The organism is Streptococcus parasuis (assembly GCF_021654455.1).
Lineage (GTDB): Bacteria > Bacillota > Bacilli > Lactobacillales > Streptococcaceae > Streptococcus > Streptococcus parasuis.
The window spans coordinates 1,116,738-1,132,602 of record NZ_AP024276.1 but is presented as its reverse complement, the minus strand read 5'-3'; the positions used below and the strand labels follow the sequence as shown (position 1 = coordinate 1,132,602).

General features: G+C 39.1%; 14 protein-coding genes. All 14 read left to right on the top strand.

What is annotated here, in order from left to right; all coding sequences use genetic code 11:
* Positions 1–7 precede the first annotated feature (7 nt).
* The 14 genes from L6410_RS05660 (at position 8) to L6410_RS05595 (ending at position 15,776) form a co-directional block, all read left to right on the top strand.
* On the top strand, positions 8–1,546 hold the full coding sequence (locus tag L6410_RS05660) for a ClC family H(+)/Cl(-) exchange transporter (protein ID WP_237395077.1): 1,539 nt from the start codon (positions 8–10) through the stop codon (positions 1,544–1,546).
* A gap of 89 nt (positions 1,547–1,635) precedes the next feature.
* Complete coding sequence (gene nth / locus L6410_RS05655) at positions 1,636–2,259, top strand: endonuclease III (protein ID WP_024392223.1); 624 nt, start codon at positions 1,636–1,638, stop codon at positions 2,257–2,259.
* Between the two features lie 286 nt (positions 2,260–2,545).
* The gene (gene guaC / locus L6410_RS05650; protein ID WP_024392222.1) at positions 2,546–3,529 is read left to right on the top strand and encodes a GMP reductase; all 984 of its coding nucleotides are present in this window, start codon (positions 2,546–2,548) and stop codon (positions 3,527–3,529) included.
* Between the two features lie 146 nt (positions 3,530–3,675).
* Positions 3,676–5,019 carry an MATE family efflux transporter gene (locus L6410_RS05645; RefSeq protein WP_024396529.1) on the top strand — a complete coding sequence of 448 codons (1,344 nt, stop codon included), beginning with the start codon at positions 3,676–3,678 and terminating at the stop codon, positions 5,017–5,019.
* Between the two features lie 149 nt (positions 5,020–5,168).
* Positions 5,169–6,233 (top strand): pyridoxal phosphate-dependent aminotransferase, encoded by a 1,065-nt coding sequence (locus tag L6410_RS05640; protein ID WP_237395076.1) that lies wholly within the window; start codon positions 5,169–5,171, stop codon positions 6,231–6,233.
* 429 nt (positions 6,234–6,662) lie between these two features.
* The gene (locus L6410_RS05635) at positions 6,663–7,415 is read left to right on the top strand and encodes a DeoR/GlpR family DNA-binding transcription regulator (protein ID WP_336512760.1); all 753 of its coding nucleotides are present in this window, start codon (positions 6,663–6,665) and stop codon (positions 7,413–7,415) included.
* Entirely contained in the window at positions 7,412–8,323 is a 912-nt protein-coding gene (gene pfkB, locus L6410_RS05630; protein ID WP_237395074.1) for a 1-phosphofructokinase, read from the top strand. Before L6410_RS05635 ends, pfkB begins: the two co-directional genes overlap by 4 nt.
* Positions 8,320–10,275 (top strand): PTS fructose transporter subunit IIABC, encoded by a 1,956-nt coding sequence (locus tag L6410_RS05625; RefSeq protein ID WP_237395073.1) that lies wholly within the window; start codon positions 8,320–8,322, stop codon positions 10,273–10,275. The genes pfkB and L6410_RS05625 overlap by 4 nt, the downstream gene beginning before the upstream one ends.
* Positions 10,276–10,368: 93 nt before the next feature.
* On the top strand, positions 10,369–10,743 hold the full coding sequence (locus tag L6410_RS05620; protein ID WP_237395072.1) for a DUF1149 family protein: 375 nt from the start codon (positions 10,369–10,371) through the stop codon (positions 10,741–10,743).
* The gene (locus L6410_RS05615) at positions 10,744–11,595 is read left to right on the top strand and encodes a DegV family protein (RefSeq protein ID WP_237395071.1); all 852 of its coding nucleotides are present in this window, start codon (positions 10,744–10,746) and stop codon (positions 11,593–11,595) included. It abuts the gene before it with no gap.
* A gap of 8 nt (positions 11,596–11,603) precedes the next feature.
* Positions 11,604–12,371 carry a 4-hydroxy-tetrahydrodipicolinate reductase gene (gene dapB / locus L6410_RS05610; RefSeq protein ID WP_237395070.1) on the top strand — a complete coding sequence of 256 codons (768 nt, stop codon included), beginning with the start codon at positions 11,604–11,606 and terminating at the stop codon, positions 12,369–12,371.
* Positions 12,368–13,579 carry a CCA tRNA nucleotidyltransferase gene (locus L6410_RS05605; RefSeq protein ID WP_160863526.1) on the top strand — a complete coding sequence of 404 codons (1,212 nt, stop codon included), beginning with the start codon at positions 12,368–12,370 and terminating at the stop codon, positions 13,577–13,579. Before dapB ends, L6410_RS05605 begins: the two co-directional genes overlap by 4 nt.
* Positions 13,572–15,440 (top strand): ABC-F family ATP-binding cassette domain-containing protein, encoded by a 1,869-nt coding sequence (locus L6410_RS05600; RefSeq protein WP_237395069.1) that lies wholly within the window; start codon positions 13,572–13,574, stop codon positions 15,438–15,440. Before L6410_RS05605 ends, L6410_RS05600 begins: the two co-directional genes overlap by 8 nt.
* Positions 15,441–15,776, top strand: a complete 336-nt coding sequence (locus L6410_RS05595; protein ID WP_160863524.1) for a hypothetical protein — start codon at positions 15,441–15,443, stop codon at positions 15,774–15,776. It begins immediately after the preceding gene.
* Positions 15,777–15,865: the final 89 nt, after the last annotated feature.

Below are 15,865 nucleotides of genomic sequence, written 5' to 3'. Positions count from 1 at the left end.
AATTCCAATGGAAAATCACCGGAAAGAAGTTAGTTTTATTTCGCAATCAATCCTATATTCGGTTCTGCGTGGTAGTATAGTTGGTATTGCGGCTGGTCTAGTGGTTGTTGTATTTCGTTTAGCCATTGAAAAACTATTTGTTGTCTTTACACACCTCTATTCTCTGGCAACAGACAATCCAATCTATTTACTTCTTATTGGAGGGCTTTATCTGGTTATAGCTTTACTTGTTGGCCACTTGATTAAGGACGAACCCAATGCAAAAGGTTCCGGAATTCCTCAAGTTGAAGCGGAACTAAAAGGATTGATGGATTTAAGTTGGTGGTCAGTTCTTTGGAAAAAATTTATCGGTGGCGTTTTATCCATTGCATCAGGCTTAATGCTAGGTCGAGAAGGTCCCAGTATTCAACTAGGTGCTGTAACAGCTAAAGGTGTATCAGTTCTTCTTAAATCCAGTGAAATGGAAAGAAGGAGTTTAATTGCTAGTGGTGCCGCGGCTGGTTTGGCAGCAGCTTTCAATGCCCCAATCGCTGGACTTTTATTTGTTGTAGAGGAAGTCTATCATCAGTTTTCACGGCTGGTTTGGGTCTCAGCCTTAGCTGCCAGTATCACTGCAAACTTTATTTCTTTACATGTTTTTGGATTAACACCAGTTTTGCACATGCCGGAAGATTTACAACTTTTATCTCTTGACCAATATTGGATTTATATCTTACTTGGTATTTTCCTTGGACTTGCTGGATATGTATATGAAGTTGTTATCCTCAACATACAAGTTTTCTATACTCTGCTTGCAAAAATCATTCCTCTCCCAGCTCCGTATTATAGTGTATTTGCCTTTTTGTTCATCATACCGATTGGTTATTATTTCCCTAACCTATTAGGTGGTGGGCATCATTTGATTTTAGAGCTTCCACATTTGGATCAAGGGCTACTGACATTAGTAATCTTGATTTTAATACGATTTGTATGGAGTATGATTTCTTATGGTTCTGGTCTACCAGGGGGTATCTTTTTGCCTATATTAACCTTAGGAAGTCTTCTTGGACTATTTGTTGCACGGTTCTTCCTTGATATTGGTTTCATCAGTCAGGACCAGATGCTATTGTTTATTGTATTAGGGATGGCAGGCTTCTTTTCAGCGATTTCCAAAGCCCCTCTAACTGCTATTATTTTAGTAACTGAAATGGTAGGAAGTTTGAATCAATTGATGGTCATTGGGTTGGTGGCTTTGAGTTCCTATGTGATAATGGACCTCTTAGGTGGCGCGCCCGTCTACGAAGCGATGTTGGAAAAAATTCTGCCAGAAGAGGTAGAACAGCAAGAACATATGACCTTAATAGAGGTTGTTGTCAACGAAACTTTGGATCAAACCTTTGTAAGTGAGTTATATTTGCCGGATTCATGCTTGATTACCAGTCAAATTCATCACGGAAAGTCTAGGATTGTGAAAGGAAATAGCCAACTTTTTATGGGTGATTCCTTGCTTGTTGCAGTTCCAATTTCACAAATTCACACTGTTCGTAAGATACTGGAAGGTGCTTAGATAGTTAGTATCAAGTTTCCATCGAAAGGATGTTAACACCTTAGGCATTCTGATTTCGTTTCTCATTTATCGTATGTTATAATGGTTTTATGGTATTATCAAAAAAACGTGCTAGAAAAGTTATTGAAGAAATTATTGCACTCTATCCTGATGCCAAACCTAGTTTGGATTTTCGGAACCATTTCGAATTGTTGTGCGCTGTACTACTTTCTGCTCAAACGACTGATGCTGCTGTAAATAAAGCTACTCCAGGTTTGTTTGCTGTTTTTCCAACCCCTCAAGCAATGGCAGCTGCGAATGTGGAGGATATTGAACCCTTTATTTCTCGCTTGGGTTTGTATCGAAATAAGGCAAAGTTCTTAAAAGAATGTGCCCAGCAGTTGATGGATCGTCATGATGGGGTGGTTCCTCAAACACGTGAGGAATTGGAGGCGCTGGCAGGTGTGGGCCGAAAAACTGCTAACGTAGTTTTGAGTGTCGGATTTGGGATTCCAGCGTTTGCTGTCGATACCCATGTAGGACGCATCTGCAAACACCATGATATTGTGAAAAAATCTGCAACACCTTTAGAAACAGAAAAGCGGGTTATGGAGGTTTTACCACCTGAACGATGGCTTCCAGCTCATCAGGCGATGATTTATTTTGGAAGAGAAGTATGCCATCCAAAGAATCCTGAGTGTCACAAATATCCGCAATTATATGAATTTGATTAAAAAATCTTCAGTTTTTGGAGATTTTTTTCGTTTTTGAGACAGAAATAAATGGTAAATTCAGAATATTTTTTTCGAAAACACTAGAAATCTTTCTTAAAATCTGAACAATCCCTATACTTATTTATCAGAAAAATAAAAAGCAACTGAATATACGAATGATTAACCAATTTTCTTGGTTGTTATTGACAAAAACCAAACAATAAGCTATAATAATACATGTGAATTCGTTTAATTACGAAAATTTGTCGTTTTTTTTTGAAAATTATATGAAAATAGAGGTGCGATTATGATTAACGAGACTCCGATTTTTGACTACGAAGATATTCAGCTTATCCCAAATAAATGTATTATCAATAGTCGTTCAGAGGCAGATACGAGTGTAACTCTGGGAAAATACAGCTTTAAGTTACCTGTAGTTCCGGCCAATATGCAGACGATAATAGATGAAGATGTTGCAGAGATGTTAGCAAAGGATGGTTATTTCTATATTATGCACCGTTTCGATGAAGCTGGCCGTCTTCCATTTATCAAACGCATGCATGAACAGGGCTTGATAGCTTCTATCTCTGTTGGTGTAAAAGAATATGAATATGACTTTGTATCCAGTTTGAAAGCAGATGCTCCTGAGTTTATTACCATTGATATTGCTCATGGTCATGCTGATAGTGTGATAAATATGATTCAGCATATTAAAAAAGAATTGCCAGAAACATTTGTGATTGCTGGAAATGTTGGCACACCAGAAGCAGTTCGTGAATTGGAAAATGCTGGTGCAGATGCCACAAAAGTTGGTATCGGCCCAGGGAAGGTATGTATTACTAAAGTTAAAACTGGTTTTGGTACAGGTGGTTGGCAATTGGCTGCCCTACGTTGGTGTGCAAAAGCAGCTCGTAAACCAATCATTGCGGACGGCGGTATCCGTACCCACGGAGATATTGCTAAATCCATCCGTTTCGGGGCAAGTATGGTCATGATTGGTTCGCTTTTTGCAGGACATATCGAAAGCCCAGGAAAAACAGTTGAAGTAGATGGTGAGAAGTTTAAAGAGTACTATGGTTCTGCTTCTGAATACCAAAAAGGTGCTTATAAAAACGTTGAGGGTAAGAAAATTTTATTGCCAGCTAAAGGTCACTTGAAAGATACTCTGATTGAAATGGAGCAAGATTTGCAATCTTCTATTTCTTATGCTGGTGGACGTGATCTCACAAGCTTAAAACATGTGGATTATGTTGTAGTAAAAAATTCAATTTGGAACGGTGATTCCTTATAATTCCATTGGACTTGCAATGCAGGTCCTTTCTTTGTTTGCAGAATGCTTTCAGTCCTGTTACAATAATAGAGGTACCCGTTGACAGTTTGATAATCAAGTCAATTGTATTTATTTAAAAGGTGCCTTAGAATGAAAAAGGAATCATTATGTATCCAACTCACACTCGAAAAGATAAGTTTCTTCTATTTTTAAAGATTTTTCTCCCCATTCTCATATATCAATTTGCAAATTTTTCTGCATCTTTTATTGATACTATGATGACCGGTCAATATCGGACCCTTGATTTGGCAGGAGTTTCTATGGCAACAAGTCTTTGGAATCCGTTTTTCTCTTTTCTAACAGGAATTGTTTCCGCTATGGTACCTATTATTGGTCATCACTTAGGGCGGGGAAACCGTGATAAAATCAGAGAGGAATTCCACCAATTTGTTTATCTAGCTCTTGGTTTGGCAGTCATCTTGTTTGTATTGATAAAGTTTGCTGCGGCTCCGGTTCTTGGTCTCTTGCACTTGGACGCTGAGGTAGAGTCTATAGCAAAATCGTATCTTAACTATATTTCAATTGGAATTTTGCCTCTTTTACTCTTTAGTGTCTGTCGTTCATTTTTCGATGCATTAGGGATGACACGCTTGTCCATGAATTTAATGTTATTGCTAGTTCCCTTTAATAGCTTATTTAATTATCTATTTATTTATGGTAAGCTGGGATTCCCGACTTTGGGCGGGGCAGGAGCTGGGTTGGGAACTGCTTTAGCCTATTGGGCTGTCCTAGTGGTCATTATCTTAGTCATGCTTAAAAATAAGCGTATCGCTTCGTATCAACTGTGGAAATGGAGCCCTGTTCAATCCCCCCTCTTAAAAGCTGGGTTAAAATTGGGTCTTCCAATTGGTTTGCAAGTCTTTGCTGAAGTTGCTATTTTTGCAGTTGTCGGTTTACAAATGGCAAAATTTTCTTCTCAGGTTATTGCTGCTCACCAGTCTGCGATGAATTTTGCGACCTTGTTATATGCTTTTCCAGTTAGTATCTCTATGGCCTTACCGATTGTGATTTCATATGAAATAGGTGCAAACCGGCCTCAAGCGGCGCGACAGTATGCTGTTATCGGTCGTTTGACTGCCATTTTATTTGCTGGTTTAACCCTAACATTCCTCTATTTTAATCGGCAGATGGTGGCGGGTTGGTATGGTCAAGATCCTGAGTTTATCCGATTAACAGCAGATTTTTTAGTTTTTGCTTTATTCTTCCAGTTAGCAGATGCGTTTACAGCTCCGATTCAGGGAATTCTGCGCGGATACAAAGACACAACTGTCCCATTTTTACTTGGCCTCATTTCTTTTTGGTCATTGACGTTTCCAATTGCATATTTACTAGAAGGCACGACAGATTTAGGGCCTAAGGCTTACTGGGTTGGTTTGATAGTTGGTATTTTTGTCTGTGGTATTTCCTTAAACATTCGTATGCATATTGTAGAAAAACGAACGGTTCAGTAGGGATATTTTATCAGTTATTTGTTTGTATCTATCATTGCTACTATTCGAAGAGTATCATAGTAACTGTCGAGAATTTTCTTTCAGGGCCTGAGGCTTTTTAACGAACTCAAGTATGTGATAGGTTCAAAACAATAGAAAGTAGGAGAAAAATGAACTTATTTAGAACTGATATAGAAAATTTAGAGCCCTATAAATTGCCAGGTCAGGCAAAGTACAATTTAGGTGATAATGAGAATCGACTGATTGATTGGTCTTTTCTCTTACAGGAGGCCTTGGAGGCTGTTACAGCTGGTGAGTTATCTTTCTACGGAGATAATCGGTATGCTGAATTGATTGAGACTTATGCGGCCTATCTTGGGGTGCAGCCTCAGCAATTGACGGTTGGGGTTGGATCAGATTTCATCATCCATATGCTGATTACAGGGGTTCTGAAAGTGGATGAAGTCTTTTTAACTATCGATCCTGATTTCTTTATGTATGAAGTTTACAATCAGTTACATGGTAGCCGATTCAAACAATATGAATTGCCTAGTGACGGAGAAACACTTCGTCTGAAAGCTGATGATATACTAGCTTATGCGAACCTTGTAGGAGCGAAAATGATTATGTTTTCTAATCCGAATAATCCTTCTTCAGTGGTATTTGATGAAAAAGAGGTCGAAGAACTCATACGCAATTTTGATGGCTTAGTCGTGATCGATGAAGCTTACATAGAATTTTCTGACACAACTAGTTTTGTTAACCGCATAAACCAATATAAGAATCTGATTGTTCTTCGAACCTTATCAAAAGCCTTTGGTTTAGCAGGTGTCCGCCTTGGATTTGCAGTTGCAGACGAGCAACTTATTTTTGAATTAAATCGGGTTATTCCTCCTTACAGTGTGCCAAACCTGACAGCTAAAATAGGGACAATGGCCCTTGGATATACTGTCTTGGTTCAAGAAAAAATCCAGGAAATAAAAAGTAGTCGTGCAACATTTATTGAATTTTTGGAAACAATGCCAAACTGTTGTGTTCTGGCAAGTCAAACCAACTTTGTAACTTTTTCTGCACCATGGGCTCAAGAATTGCATAAATATGCCTTGGAAAAAGAGTGGAATTTTAAGTATTATCCAAGTGGAAAATTGTCCAACCATATTCGAATGGCTATTGGCAGAAAAGAAGAGATGGAAATGATGAAAGAAATGATACGTAACATTGCCACTGCCGAATAGTAGATCTTCTGTTTAATATTTAATGATATAGAGAAAAAGTATAAGACTGATTCATCGTTTGATGGATCGTTTTTTTTCGTCATAATAAAATAATAGGAACCATTTATACTCTTTGAAAATGAAAAAATATCCCTGTCAAGTGCCTTGATGAGTGAAAAGATTAAGTGCAGCTTTTCAGCCTGCTACCTTGAAATGGGAAAGTGACAGAGTAACATCGTCGGCTTAATGACGCCAACACAGTTCTCTATATTTCCAACATTCACTTATCTTCCAGATAGGTGAAGCTAGGTTACTTTTTATTTTCATTGATTTTTAGTTCATGAATTTTTTCAAAATTTAAAAATTGAAGTTTTTTGATGGGATTTGATAGAAAATGATTGACAGGATAAATTTTTCGTGTATAATAGATTTTGTAAACGATTGCAGGAGGTGTTAAACATACTCAAATCAGAACGAAAACAACTCATTTTAGAGCGAATACAAACACAACAGTATGTTCGTTTGGAAGAGTTGGTTGAGATTCTCGAAACGTCTGAGTCCACTGTTCGTAGGGATTTAGATGAATTAGAGAATGAGGGGAAACTGAGACGTGTGCACGGAGGAGCTGAATCAACAAGCAATTTACAGTTAGAAGAATCGATACTGGAAAAATCTGTCAAAAACGTTCAAGAAAAACGAGAGATTGCTGAACGAGCAGTTCAGCTAATTGGAGATGGCGATGTAATCTTTTTAGACGCCGGAACCACTACAGGACTGCTGATTGACTATCTTCATCAAGAGAATCTTACAGTTGTGACAAATTCGATTCATCACGCGGTTAAGTTGGTTGAACGCAAGATAAAAACCATTATTATTGGTGGGTTTGTCAAGCAATCAACAGATGCTTCCGTTGGTGCGGTAGCAATAGATCAAATACGGCAACTCAATTTTGACAAGGCATTTCTTGGTATGAATGGTATTGACAAACACTACTTGACAACACCAGATGTTGAAGAGGCAACGATAAAAAGGACTGTTATTGATAACGCAAAAGAAAGTTATGTACTTGTGGATGCATCTAAAATTGGACAATTTTCCTTTGTGAAGGTTGCTGCAATCGAAAAAGCCAACATTATCTGCCAAACATCAGAAAGCAGTTTATTGGATATAATAAAAGAGAAAACGAGGGTTATCGAGGTATGATTTATACAGTTACGCTCAATCCAGCTATTGACTATATTGTTCGTTTAGAGCATGTTGAAACAGGCAGTGTCAATCGTATGGAGAGCGATGATAAGTATGCTGGTGGTAAAGGAATTAATGTTAGTCGTGTCTTAAAGCGTTTAGGGTATTCCAATACAGCAACTGGCTTTCTTGGAGGCTTTACAGGTCAATTTATTGAGGATGGATTGGTAGCCGAAGGGATTGAAACTGATTTTGTTCAAGTAGATCAAGATACAAGGATAAATGTAAAAATCAAGGCTGATCAAGAAACTGAAATCAATGGATTGGGACCAGTCGTGACAGATTTACAGTTGGCAGAATTAGAGATGATTCTTGCAGGTCTTACCAAAGACGACATTGTTGTATTTGCAGGTTCTGCACCGGCAAGCCTTGGTAACGAAGTATATAACCGATTAATTCCAGTGGTGAGGGAAACAGGGGCACAGGTTGTCTGTGACTTTGAAGGTCAAACACTTCTTGACTCACTGTCACACCAACCACTATTGGTCAAGCCAAACAACCATGAACTTGAAGCAATCTTCAATGTCGAATTGAGTGGCATTGCCGACATCGAGACCTATGCTAAGAAAATCTTAGACATGGGGGCTCAGAATGTGATCATTTCTATGGCTGGTGATGGTGCTTTGTTGGTCACTCCAGCAGCTACTTACTTTGCTAAACCAATTAAGGGTACAGTGAAAAACTCTGTCGGAGCTGGAGATTCAATGGTGGCAGGTTTTACAGGTGAATATGTTCGCTCACAAGACCCAATCGAAGCCCTTAAATGGGGAGTTGCTTGCGGTACGGCAACAGCCTTTTCAGATGATCTGGCAAGTATCGAATTTATTAAGGAAACTTATGAAAAAGTTGAGGTAGAAACACTATGAAAATTCAAGACGTTTTGAGAAAAGATGTCATGTTGCTTGATTTGCAAGCGACAAGCAAGGAAGCAGTTATCGATGAAATGATTACTAGCTTAGTTGATAAAGGTTATGTAACGGATTTTGACGTATTCAAAACAGGTATTATGAACCGTGAAGCACAAACGACAACAGGTCTTGGGGACGGTATCGCAATGCCACACGCTAAGAATGCTGCTGTAAAAGAAGCGACTGTTCTCTTTGCAAAATCAAATAAAGGCGTTGACTATGCAAGTCTTGATGGTCAACCTACTGACTTGTTCTTTATGATTGCAGCGCCAGAAGGTGCTAACGATACTCACTTGGCTGCTCTTGCTGAATTATCTAAATACTTGATGAAACCAGGTTTTGCTGACAAACTTCGTAGTGTATCTAGTCCAGAAGATGTCATTGCAGTCTTTGACGAAGCCGAAGCAACAGATAAGGCTGCTGAAGAAGTAGTTGCAGCACCAAGTGGTGACCGTCCATTTATCGTTGCTGTTACTGCATGTACAACAGGTATTGCCCACACATATATGGCGGAAGAAGCTCTTAAGAAGCAAGCAGCAGAAATGGGAGTTGATATCAAAGTTGAAACAAATGGTGCCTCAGGTGTGGGTAACAAATTAACTGCTGAAGATATCAAGAATGCTGCAGGTGTCATCATCGCAGCAGATAAGGCTGTCGATATGCCGCGTTTCAATGGTAAGCCATTGGTATCTCGCCCAGTTGCAGCTGGTATCAAACAGCCAGAAGAATTGATTAACCTTATCTTGGAAGGTAAAGCATCAGCTTATACAGCATCAGAAGGAGTAGCTACTGTGGAATCTTCAGAAAAACTTAGTCTTGGTAAAGCTTTCTATAAGCACTTGATGAGCGGTGTATCTCAAATGTTGCCATTCGTTATCGGTGGTGGCATCCTGATTGCTTTAGCCTTCTTAGTCGATAACTTACTTGGTGTTCCTAATGATAGCTTAAGTAGTCTTGGTTCTTACAATGAATTAGCCTCCATGTTTATGAAGATTGGTGGAGCAGCCTTCGGCTTCATGTTACCACTTCTTGCAGGTTACATTGCTTACTCAATCGCTGAAAAACCAGGTTTGGTTGCAGGTTTTGTAGCTGGTGCTATTGCCAACAGTGGTCTTGCTTTCGGTAAAATTTCTTATGCAGCTGGTGGTGAAGAAACCCTTGCTCTTGCTGGTGTATCATCTGGTTTCTTGGGTGCCCTTGTCGGTGGTTTCCTTGCTGGTGGTGTAGTGCTCGTTCTTCGCAACGCTTTGCGCAACCTTCCAAAATCCCTTCAAGGTTTGAATGCTATCTTACTCTTGCCACTTTTAGGTACAGCAATCACTGGTTTCTTGATGTTCTTCGTTAACATCCCAATGGCAGCTATCAACACAGGTATGAACAACTTCCTATCTGGTCTTGAAGGTAGTTCAGCTGTTCTACTTGGACTTGTTCTTGGTGGAATGATGGCAGTTGACATGGGTGGACCTGTCAATAAAGCAGCGTATGTATTTGGTACTGGTACACTTGCAGCAACTGTCGCAAATGGTGGTTCAGTTGCAATGGCTGCCGTTATGGCTGGTGGTATGGTTCCACCATTGGCAGTATTCGTTGCAACCCTTCTTTTCAAAGACAAATTTACACAAGAAGAGCGTAACTCAGGTTTGACCAACATTGTTATGGGGCTTTCATTCATCACTGAAGGTGCGATTCCGTTTGGTGCTGCTGACCCAGCTCGTGCAATCCCAAGCTTTATCGCAGGTTCTGCCCTTGCAGGTGCCTTGGTTGGTTTGTCAGGCATCCAATTGATGGCTCCACACGGTGGTATCTTCGTAATTGCTCTTACATCTAATCCATTTCTATACCTTGCTTATGTTGCAATCGGTGCAGTAGTTTCAGGTGTCCTTTACGGAGCACTACGTCAACCTAAATAAGAATATAAAAACCTTGTCTGTTGACAAGGTTTTTTTCATTTTCACCACAAACTATGGTATAATAATTCTATTACTGTGTATTGGAGAAAAAAGATGGAAATTATTCGCGAAAAAGAATTTGTTAATCAATATCATTTTGATGCTCGTAATTACGAATGGGAAAAAGAAAATGGAGTCCCAGTGACAAAATTGAACGTTGATTTTCAATTGCTCAAGCATAGTCGTGAGGAAAATAAAACATCTATGATTACAATTCTCCGATTTATGATTGTATTGAATCAACATGTTATTTCTGGAGCGATGAGCCAAGGTGTTCACTTGCAAAACCGTTTCGTTGAAGAACCAACTGAATTTACAAACGAAGATAAGCGTGTCTTGGTTGAACCACTTTTGGATATTTTAAAGAGAATGACATATGATGTAACCGAAATTGCATTTGATGCACCCGGTGTGAATTTGGAGATTTAAATGAAAATAGCAGTTATTACGGACAGCTCGGCTGTTTTAAGCGAAACGATTATTTCTGATGAGCGTGTCTTTGTTCTACCCATTCCTGTTACGATTGATGGGGAGTCTTATATAGAAGGACAGAATTTAACAGCAACAGAATTCTATCAAAAAATGGCTGCTTCAGCAGAATTACCAAAAACGAGTCAGCCAAGTTTGATGAAATTGGAAGAAGTCCTGTCTCAAGTATCGGAACAAGGATTTACTCATGCAATTGGTCTGTTTTTATCATCAGGAATTTCAGGTTTTTATCAAAATATTCAGTATTTGGTTGATGAATTTGAAAATCTAACCATTGCATTCCCAGATTCAAAAATTACTTCTGCACCGCTTGGCATGATGGTAGAGAATGTTCTCAGATGGGCTGATGCAGGTCAGGATTTTGAGACGATTTGTGAAAAACTTAACTGTCAAATCGAACAAACCTCTGCTTTTATTATGGTAGATGATTTAGATCATTTGGTAAAAGGGGGACGCTTGTCGAATGCTGCAGCGATTCTGGGAAATCTTTTGAGTATCAAACCAATTCTTTGTTTTACTTCCGAAGGGAAGATTGAAGTATACGAAAAAGTTCGTACAGAGAAAAAGGCTGTGAAACGACTTCTTGAAATTTTACAGGAAAAAACTGCGGATGGACACTATCAATTAGCTATTATTCATGCAAATGCTCCTGAAAAAGCAGATAATTTCAAGGATTTGTTGGAAGAAGCTGGGGTTACTAGCGAGTTACCAATCGTCACATTTGGTTCTGTAATTGGTACTCATTTAGGCGAAGGTGCCATTGCTTTTGGTATTTCCCCCATTATTGAATAGGAGTTCTTATGACAATTAATGTGATTATTGCTGGTTTTAAAGGGAAAATGGGATCAACAGCCGTAGAAATGGTCAATGGTGACGCAGACCTCTCGTTGGCTGCCTTAGTAGATCCATTTGCAACTGAGACCGAAGTTGATGGTGTTCCTGTTTTCAAAACCAAGGAAGAAGTTGCGGGTGTGGAAGCGGATGTTTGGGTTGACTTTACGACACCAAAATTTGCTTACGAAAATACCCGTTTTGCTTTAGAAAATGGGTTTGCACCTGTCGTTGGGACGACTGGATTTTCTTCGGAAGAAATTGAAGAGTTGACAGCTTTGTCTGCTGAAAAAGGTTTAGGTGGATTGATTGCACCAAACTTTGCAATCGGAGCGATTTTGTTAATGCAATTTGCCGCACAAGCAGCTAAGTATTTCCCTAATCTTGAAATTATTGAACTTCACCATGATAAGAAGAAAGATGCTCCAAGTGGTACAGCTGTAAAAACAGCCGAACTGATTTCTCAAGTACGGCCAACCCTACTTCAAGGTGTTGCAGATGAAGAAGAATTAATTGCTGGAGCTCGTGGCGCAGCATTCGATGGGTTCCGCATTCATTCCGTTCGCTTACCAGGATTGGTCGCTCACCAAGAGGTCATCTTTGGTGCACAAGGTGAGGGTCTGACAATTCGACATGATTCATACGATCGTATTTCTTTTATGAGTGGTGTTAACCTTGGCATTAAAGAGGTTGTTCATCGCTCACAACTCGTTTATGGTTTGGAACACTTATTATGAAATTAACCAATCTGCCTTCTGAGTTTCAGGAGGCTTTGCCGATTTTAGAGAAAATTAAATCAGCTGGATATGAGGCCTATTTTGTAGGAGGGTCTGTTCGTGACGCGATTCTTGGAAGGCCTATTCATGATGTCGATATTGCCACATCCAGTTATCCGCAAGAGACCAAGCAAATTTTTCCACGCACATTTGACGTTGGCATTGAACATGGAACAGTCTTGGTTTTGGAAGGACAAAAAGAGTATGAAATTACCACCTTCCGGACAGAAGAGGACTATGTTGACTTCCGTCGACCGAGTCAGGTTTCTTTTGTGCGCTCCCTGGAAGAAGATTTGAAACGCCGTGATTTCACTGTGAATGCGTTCGCTCTTGATGAGGAGTCAACAATCATTGACCTATTTCAAGGGCTTTCTGACCTAGAAAATCATACACTTCGGGCTGTTGGTATTCCGTCTGAACGTTTTAATGAGGATGCCTTACGAATCATGCGGGGCTTTCGTTTCGCAGCAACACTGAACTTTAAAATTGAGGAAAAGACTTTTAAAGCAATGGTAGATACTGCACCGCTCTTGGAAAAAATATCTGTAGAACGGAGTTTTATCGAATTTGATAAGCTCCTGGTCGCTGATTATTGGCGAAATGGCTTGCGTGCGATGATAGATTCTAAGGCTTATCAGTTCTTGCCTGATTTGGCAGGAAAAGGTGAACAGTTAGAGACCATGTTAACTCGTTTAGATGAGGCTTTCCGATTTTCAACTTCTGAACAAGCTTGGGCCATGCTTTTTGTTTGCTTGGAAATTGAAAATATCAAATCTTTCCTGAAAAAATGGAAGACCAGTAATGATTTTCAACGGACGGTTATTCAATTAGTAGAAATATACCACATGCGGCATGCAGGAACTGTCACAAAACAAATTTGTTTCAAGTATGGCAAAGAATTACTCTATTTGGTTGAGGAATTGCGTCAAGCTCAAGGTTTCTCTACAGATTTCAAAGCAATAGAAAGAGTTGACCAATCTTTAACAATACATGATAGACACGAAATTGTTGTTAATGGTGGTCATCTCATGCAAGCATTTGGTCTTAAACCAGGGCCAGTTCTAGGTGAGTTATTAAAAGAAATTGAATTCCAAATCGTTGAGGGGAACTTAGCTAATTCATCTGCAGAAATTATGACATTTGTGAAAGGAATCTTAGATAATGAGTGATTTTATCGTTGAACATCTTACCAAGTCAGTAGGAGATAAGACGGTCTTTTCTGACCTTTCTTTCATTATTCACCAAGGAGATCGCATTGGGATAATCGGGGTCAATGGAACTGGAAAAACAACTCTCTTGGATGTCTTATCAGGTCGAATTGGATTTGATGGGGATATATCTCCATTTCGTACAAAAAATACATATAAAATTTCATATTTGACTCAGGAGCCTGTTTTTGATGAGAGTAAAACAGTTTTAGATACGGTTTTATCTTCGGATTTACGCGAAATGCAGTTGATTCGTGAGTACGAGATGCTCATGTCGAATTATGATGAAGCAAGTCAATCAAAGTTAGAAATTGTAATGACTGAAATGGATGCATTAAATGCTTGGGAAATCGAAAGTCAGGTCAAAACGGTTCTTTCAAAGTTAGGCCTTACTGAGTTAAATAAGACTGTTTCTGAACTCTCAGGTGGTTTGCGTAGACGTGTTCAATTGGCCCAAGTCCTTCTTGGTCATGCAGACCTTTTATTACTCGATGAACCTACCAACCACTTAGATATTGATACGATTGAGTGGTTAACAACGTTTTTAAAAAATACCAAAAAGTCTGTCCTCTTTATTACCCATGATCGCTATTTCTTGGACAATGTTGCAACACGGATTTTTGAGCTAGACCGTGCAAATTTAACTGAATATCAGGGAAATTACCAAGATTATGTGCGCTTAAAAGCTGAACAGGATGAGCGTGACGCAGCTCTTCGCCATAAGAAAGAGCAATTGTACAAGCAGGAACTGGCATGGATGCGAAGACAGCCACAAGCGCGTGCAACAAAGCAACAAGCTCGTATCAATCGTTTTCATGACCTAAAGGGTGATTTAGCTCAGTCAATAGATGACAGTGAGTTGGAATTAAATTTTGAAACTTCACGTATTGGTAAAAAAGTCATCAACTTTGATCATGTCAGCTTTTCGTATCCAGATAAGCCCATTTTATCAGACTTTAATTTACTCATTCAAAATAAGGATCGCATTGGGATTGTCGGAGACAATGGTAAAGGAAAATCCACCCTTTTGAATCTGATTGCTGGTGAGTTACAAGCAGATAGCGGAAAAGTGGACATTGGGGAAACCATCCGAATCGGCTATTTCTCGCAAACTATCAAAGGATTAGATGAAAGCAAACGTGTTATCAATTTTTTGCAAGAAGTGGCTGAAGAAGCTAAGACAAGTTCTGGCATGGTCTCAATTGCGGAGCTCCTAGAACAATTTCTCTTTCCGCGGAATATGCATGGCACTCTGATCGAAAAGTTGTCAGGCGGGGAGAAGAAGCGGCTTTATTTACTCAAAATTCTTTTGCAACGACCAAATGTACTTCTCTTAGATGAACCAACAAATGATTTGGATATTGCAACCTTGACAGTACTCGAACATTTCTTACAAGGTTTTTCTGGTCCAGTGATTACCGTTAGCCATGATCGGTATTTCCTAGATAAGGTAGCCAATAAAATTTTGGCATTCGAAGATAGCGGTATCGAAACCTTCTTTGGCAACTACACAGACTATCTGGATGAGAAGGCCTTTCTGGCTTCCAGCTCTGCTATTTCGCTTGAAATGCCAAAGGAAAAAACAGAAAAGGTCAAGACAAGCAAGAAGCGGATGTCCTATTTTGAAAAGCAGGAATGGGCAAGTATTGAAGATGAAATCACTAGTTTAGAAGATCGAATCCAGGTGATTGAATCGGAAATGCTCACTTGCGGAAGTGATTTTACAAAATTGTCCGACTTACAAAAGGAGTTGGATGAGAAAAATGATTCTCTATTGGAAAAATATGAGCGTTATGAATACTTAAGTGAATTGGAGGGCTAGATGAAAATTCTTGTCATTTCCTATATGGTCATTTATCTGCTAGTTACCTTGGTTGCAGCCTTATTTAGTTATTTTAAAACAAGAAAGATGAATGGGCTCAGACTTGTTTTGACAGTCTTGTCTATGGTATTACTAGCCATAACCCTTTATTTTTATGCTCAATCCTATCATGATTTGCAAATGCTCGGATTTGCATTAGGATTTACCTTTAACTCGACCTTATTTTTGTATAATGGTACCAAAGAAGGCAGTCAATTTGCGACTGTGATGCTATTTTCCGTGGGTCGATTTATTTTGCATATTCAATTCATTATCTTGCTCTATCTTTTTCGATAGAGCTTCTTATTTTTAGAATATTTTAGCACAGTTCTTTGGAATAAAAGCTATTGAATAGGAATGATAATCCTGAACAAAGGATTATTTTA

Excerpts from the sequence above, each read along its gene's own strand:
- L6410_RS05660 (WP_237395077.1), top strand. The coding sequence starts at position 8 with ATGGAAAATCACCGGAAAGAAGTTAGTTTTATTTCGCAATCAATCCTA.
- L6410_RS05640 (WP_237395076.1), top strand. The coding sequence starts at position 5,169 with ATGAACTTATTTAGAACTGATATAGAAAATTTAGAGCCCTATAAATTG.
- L6410_RS05600 (WP_237395069.1), top strand. The coding sequence starts at position 13,572 with ATGAGTGATTTTATCGTTGAACATCTTACCAAGTCAGTAGGAGATAAG.
- L6410_RS05605 (WP_160863526.1), top strand. The coding sequence starts at position 12,368 with ATGAAATTAACCAATCTGCCTTCTGAGTTTCAGGAGGCTTTGCCGATT.
- nth (WP_024392223.1), top strand. The coding sequence starts at position 1,636 with ATGGTATTATCAAAAAAACGTGCTAGAAAAGTTATTGAAGAAATTATT.
- L6410_RS05620 (WP_237395072.1), top strand. The coding sequence starts at position 10,369 with ATGGAAATTATTCGCGAAAAAGAATTTGTTAATCAATATCATTTTGAT.
- L6410_RS05615 (WP_237395071.1), top strand. The coding sequence starts at position 10,744 with ATGAAAATAGCAGTTATTACGGACAGCTCGGCTGTTTTAAGCGAAACG.
- L6410_RS05645 (WP_024396529.1), top strand. The coding sequence starts at position 3,676 with ATGTATCCAACTCACACTCGAAAAGATAAGTTTCTTCTATTTTTAAAG.
- L6410_RS05595 (WP_160863524.1), top strand. The coding sequence starts at position 15,441 with ATGAAAATTCTTGTCATTTCCTATATGGTCATTTATCTGCTAGTTACC.
- guaC (WP_024392222.1), top strand. The coding sequence starts at position 2,546 with ATGATTAACGAGACTCCGATTTTTGACTACGAAGATATTCAGCTTATC.
- pfkB (WP_237395074.1), top strand. The coding sequence starts at position 7,412 with ATGATTTATACAGTTACGCTCAATCCAGCTATTGACTATATTGTTCGT.
- L6410_RS05625 (WP_237395073.1), top strand. The coding sequence starts at position 8,320 with ATGAAAATTCAAGACGTTTTGAGAAAAGATGTCATGTTGCTTGATTTG.
- dapB (WP_237395070.1), top strand. The coding sequence starts at position 11,604 with ATGACAATTAATGTGATTATTGCTGGTTTTAAAGGGAAAATGGGATCA.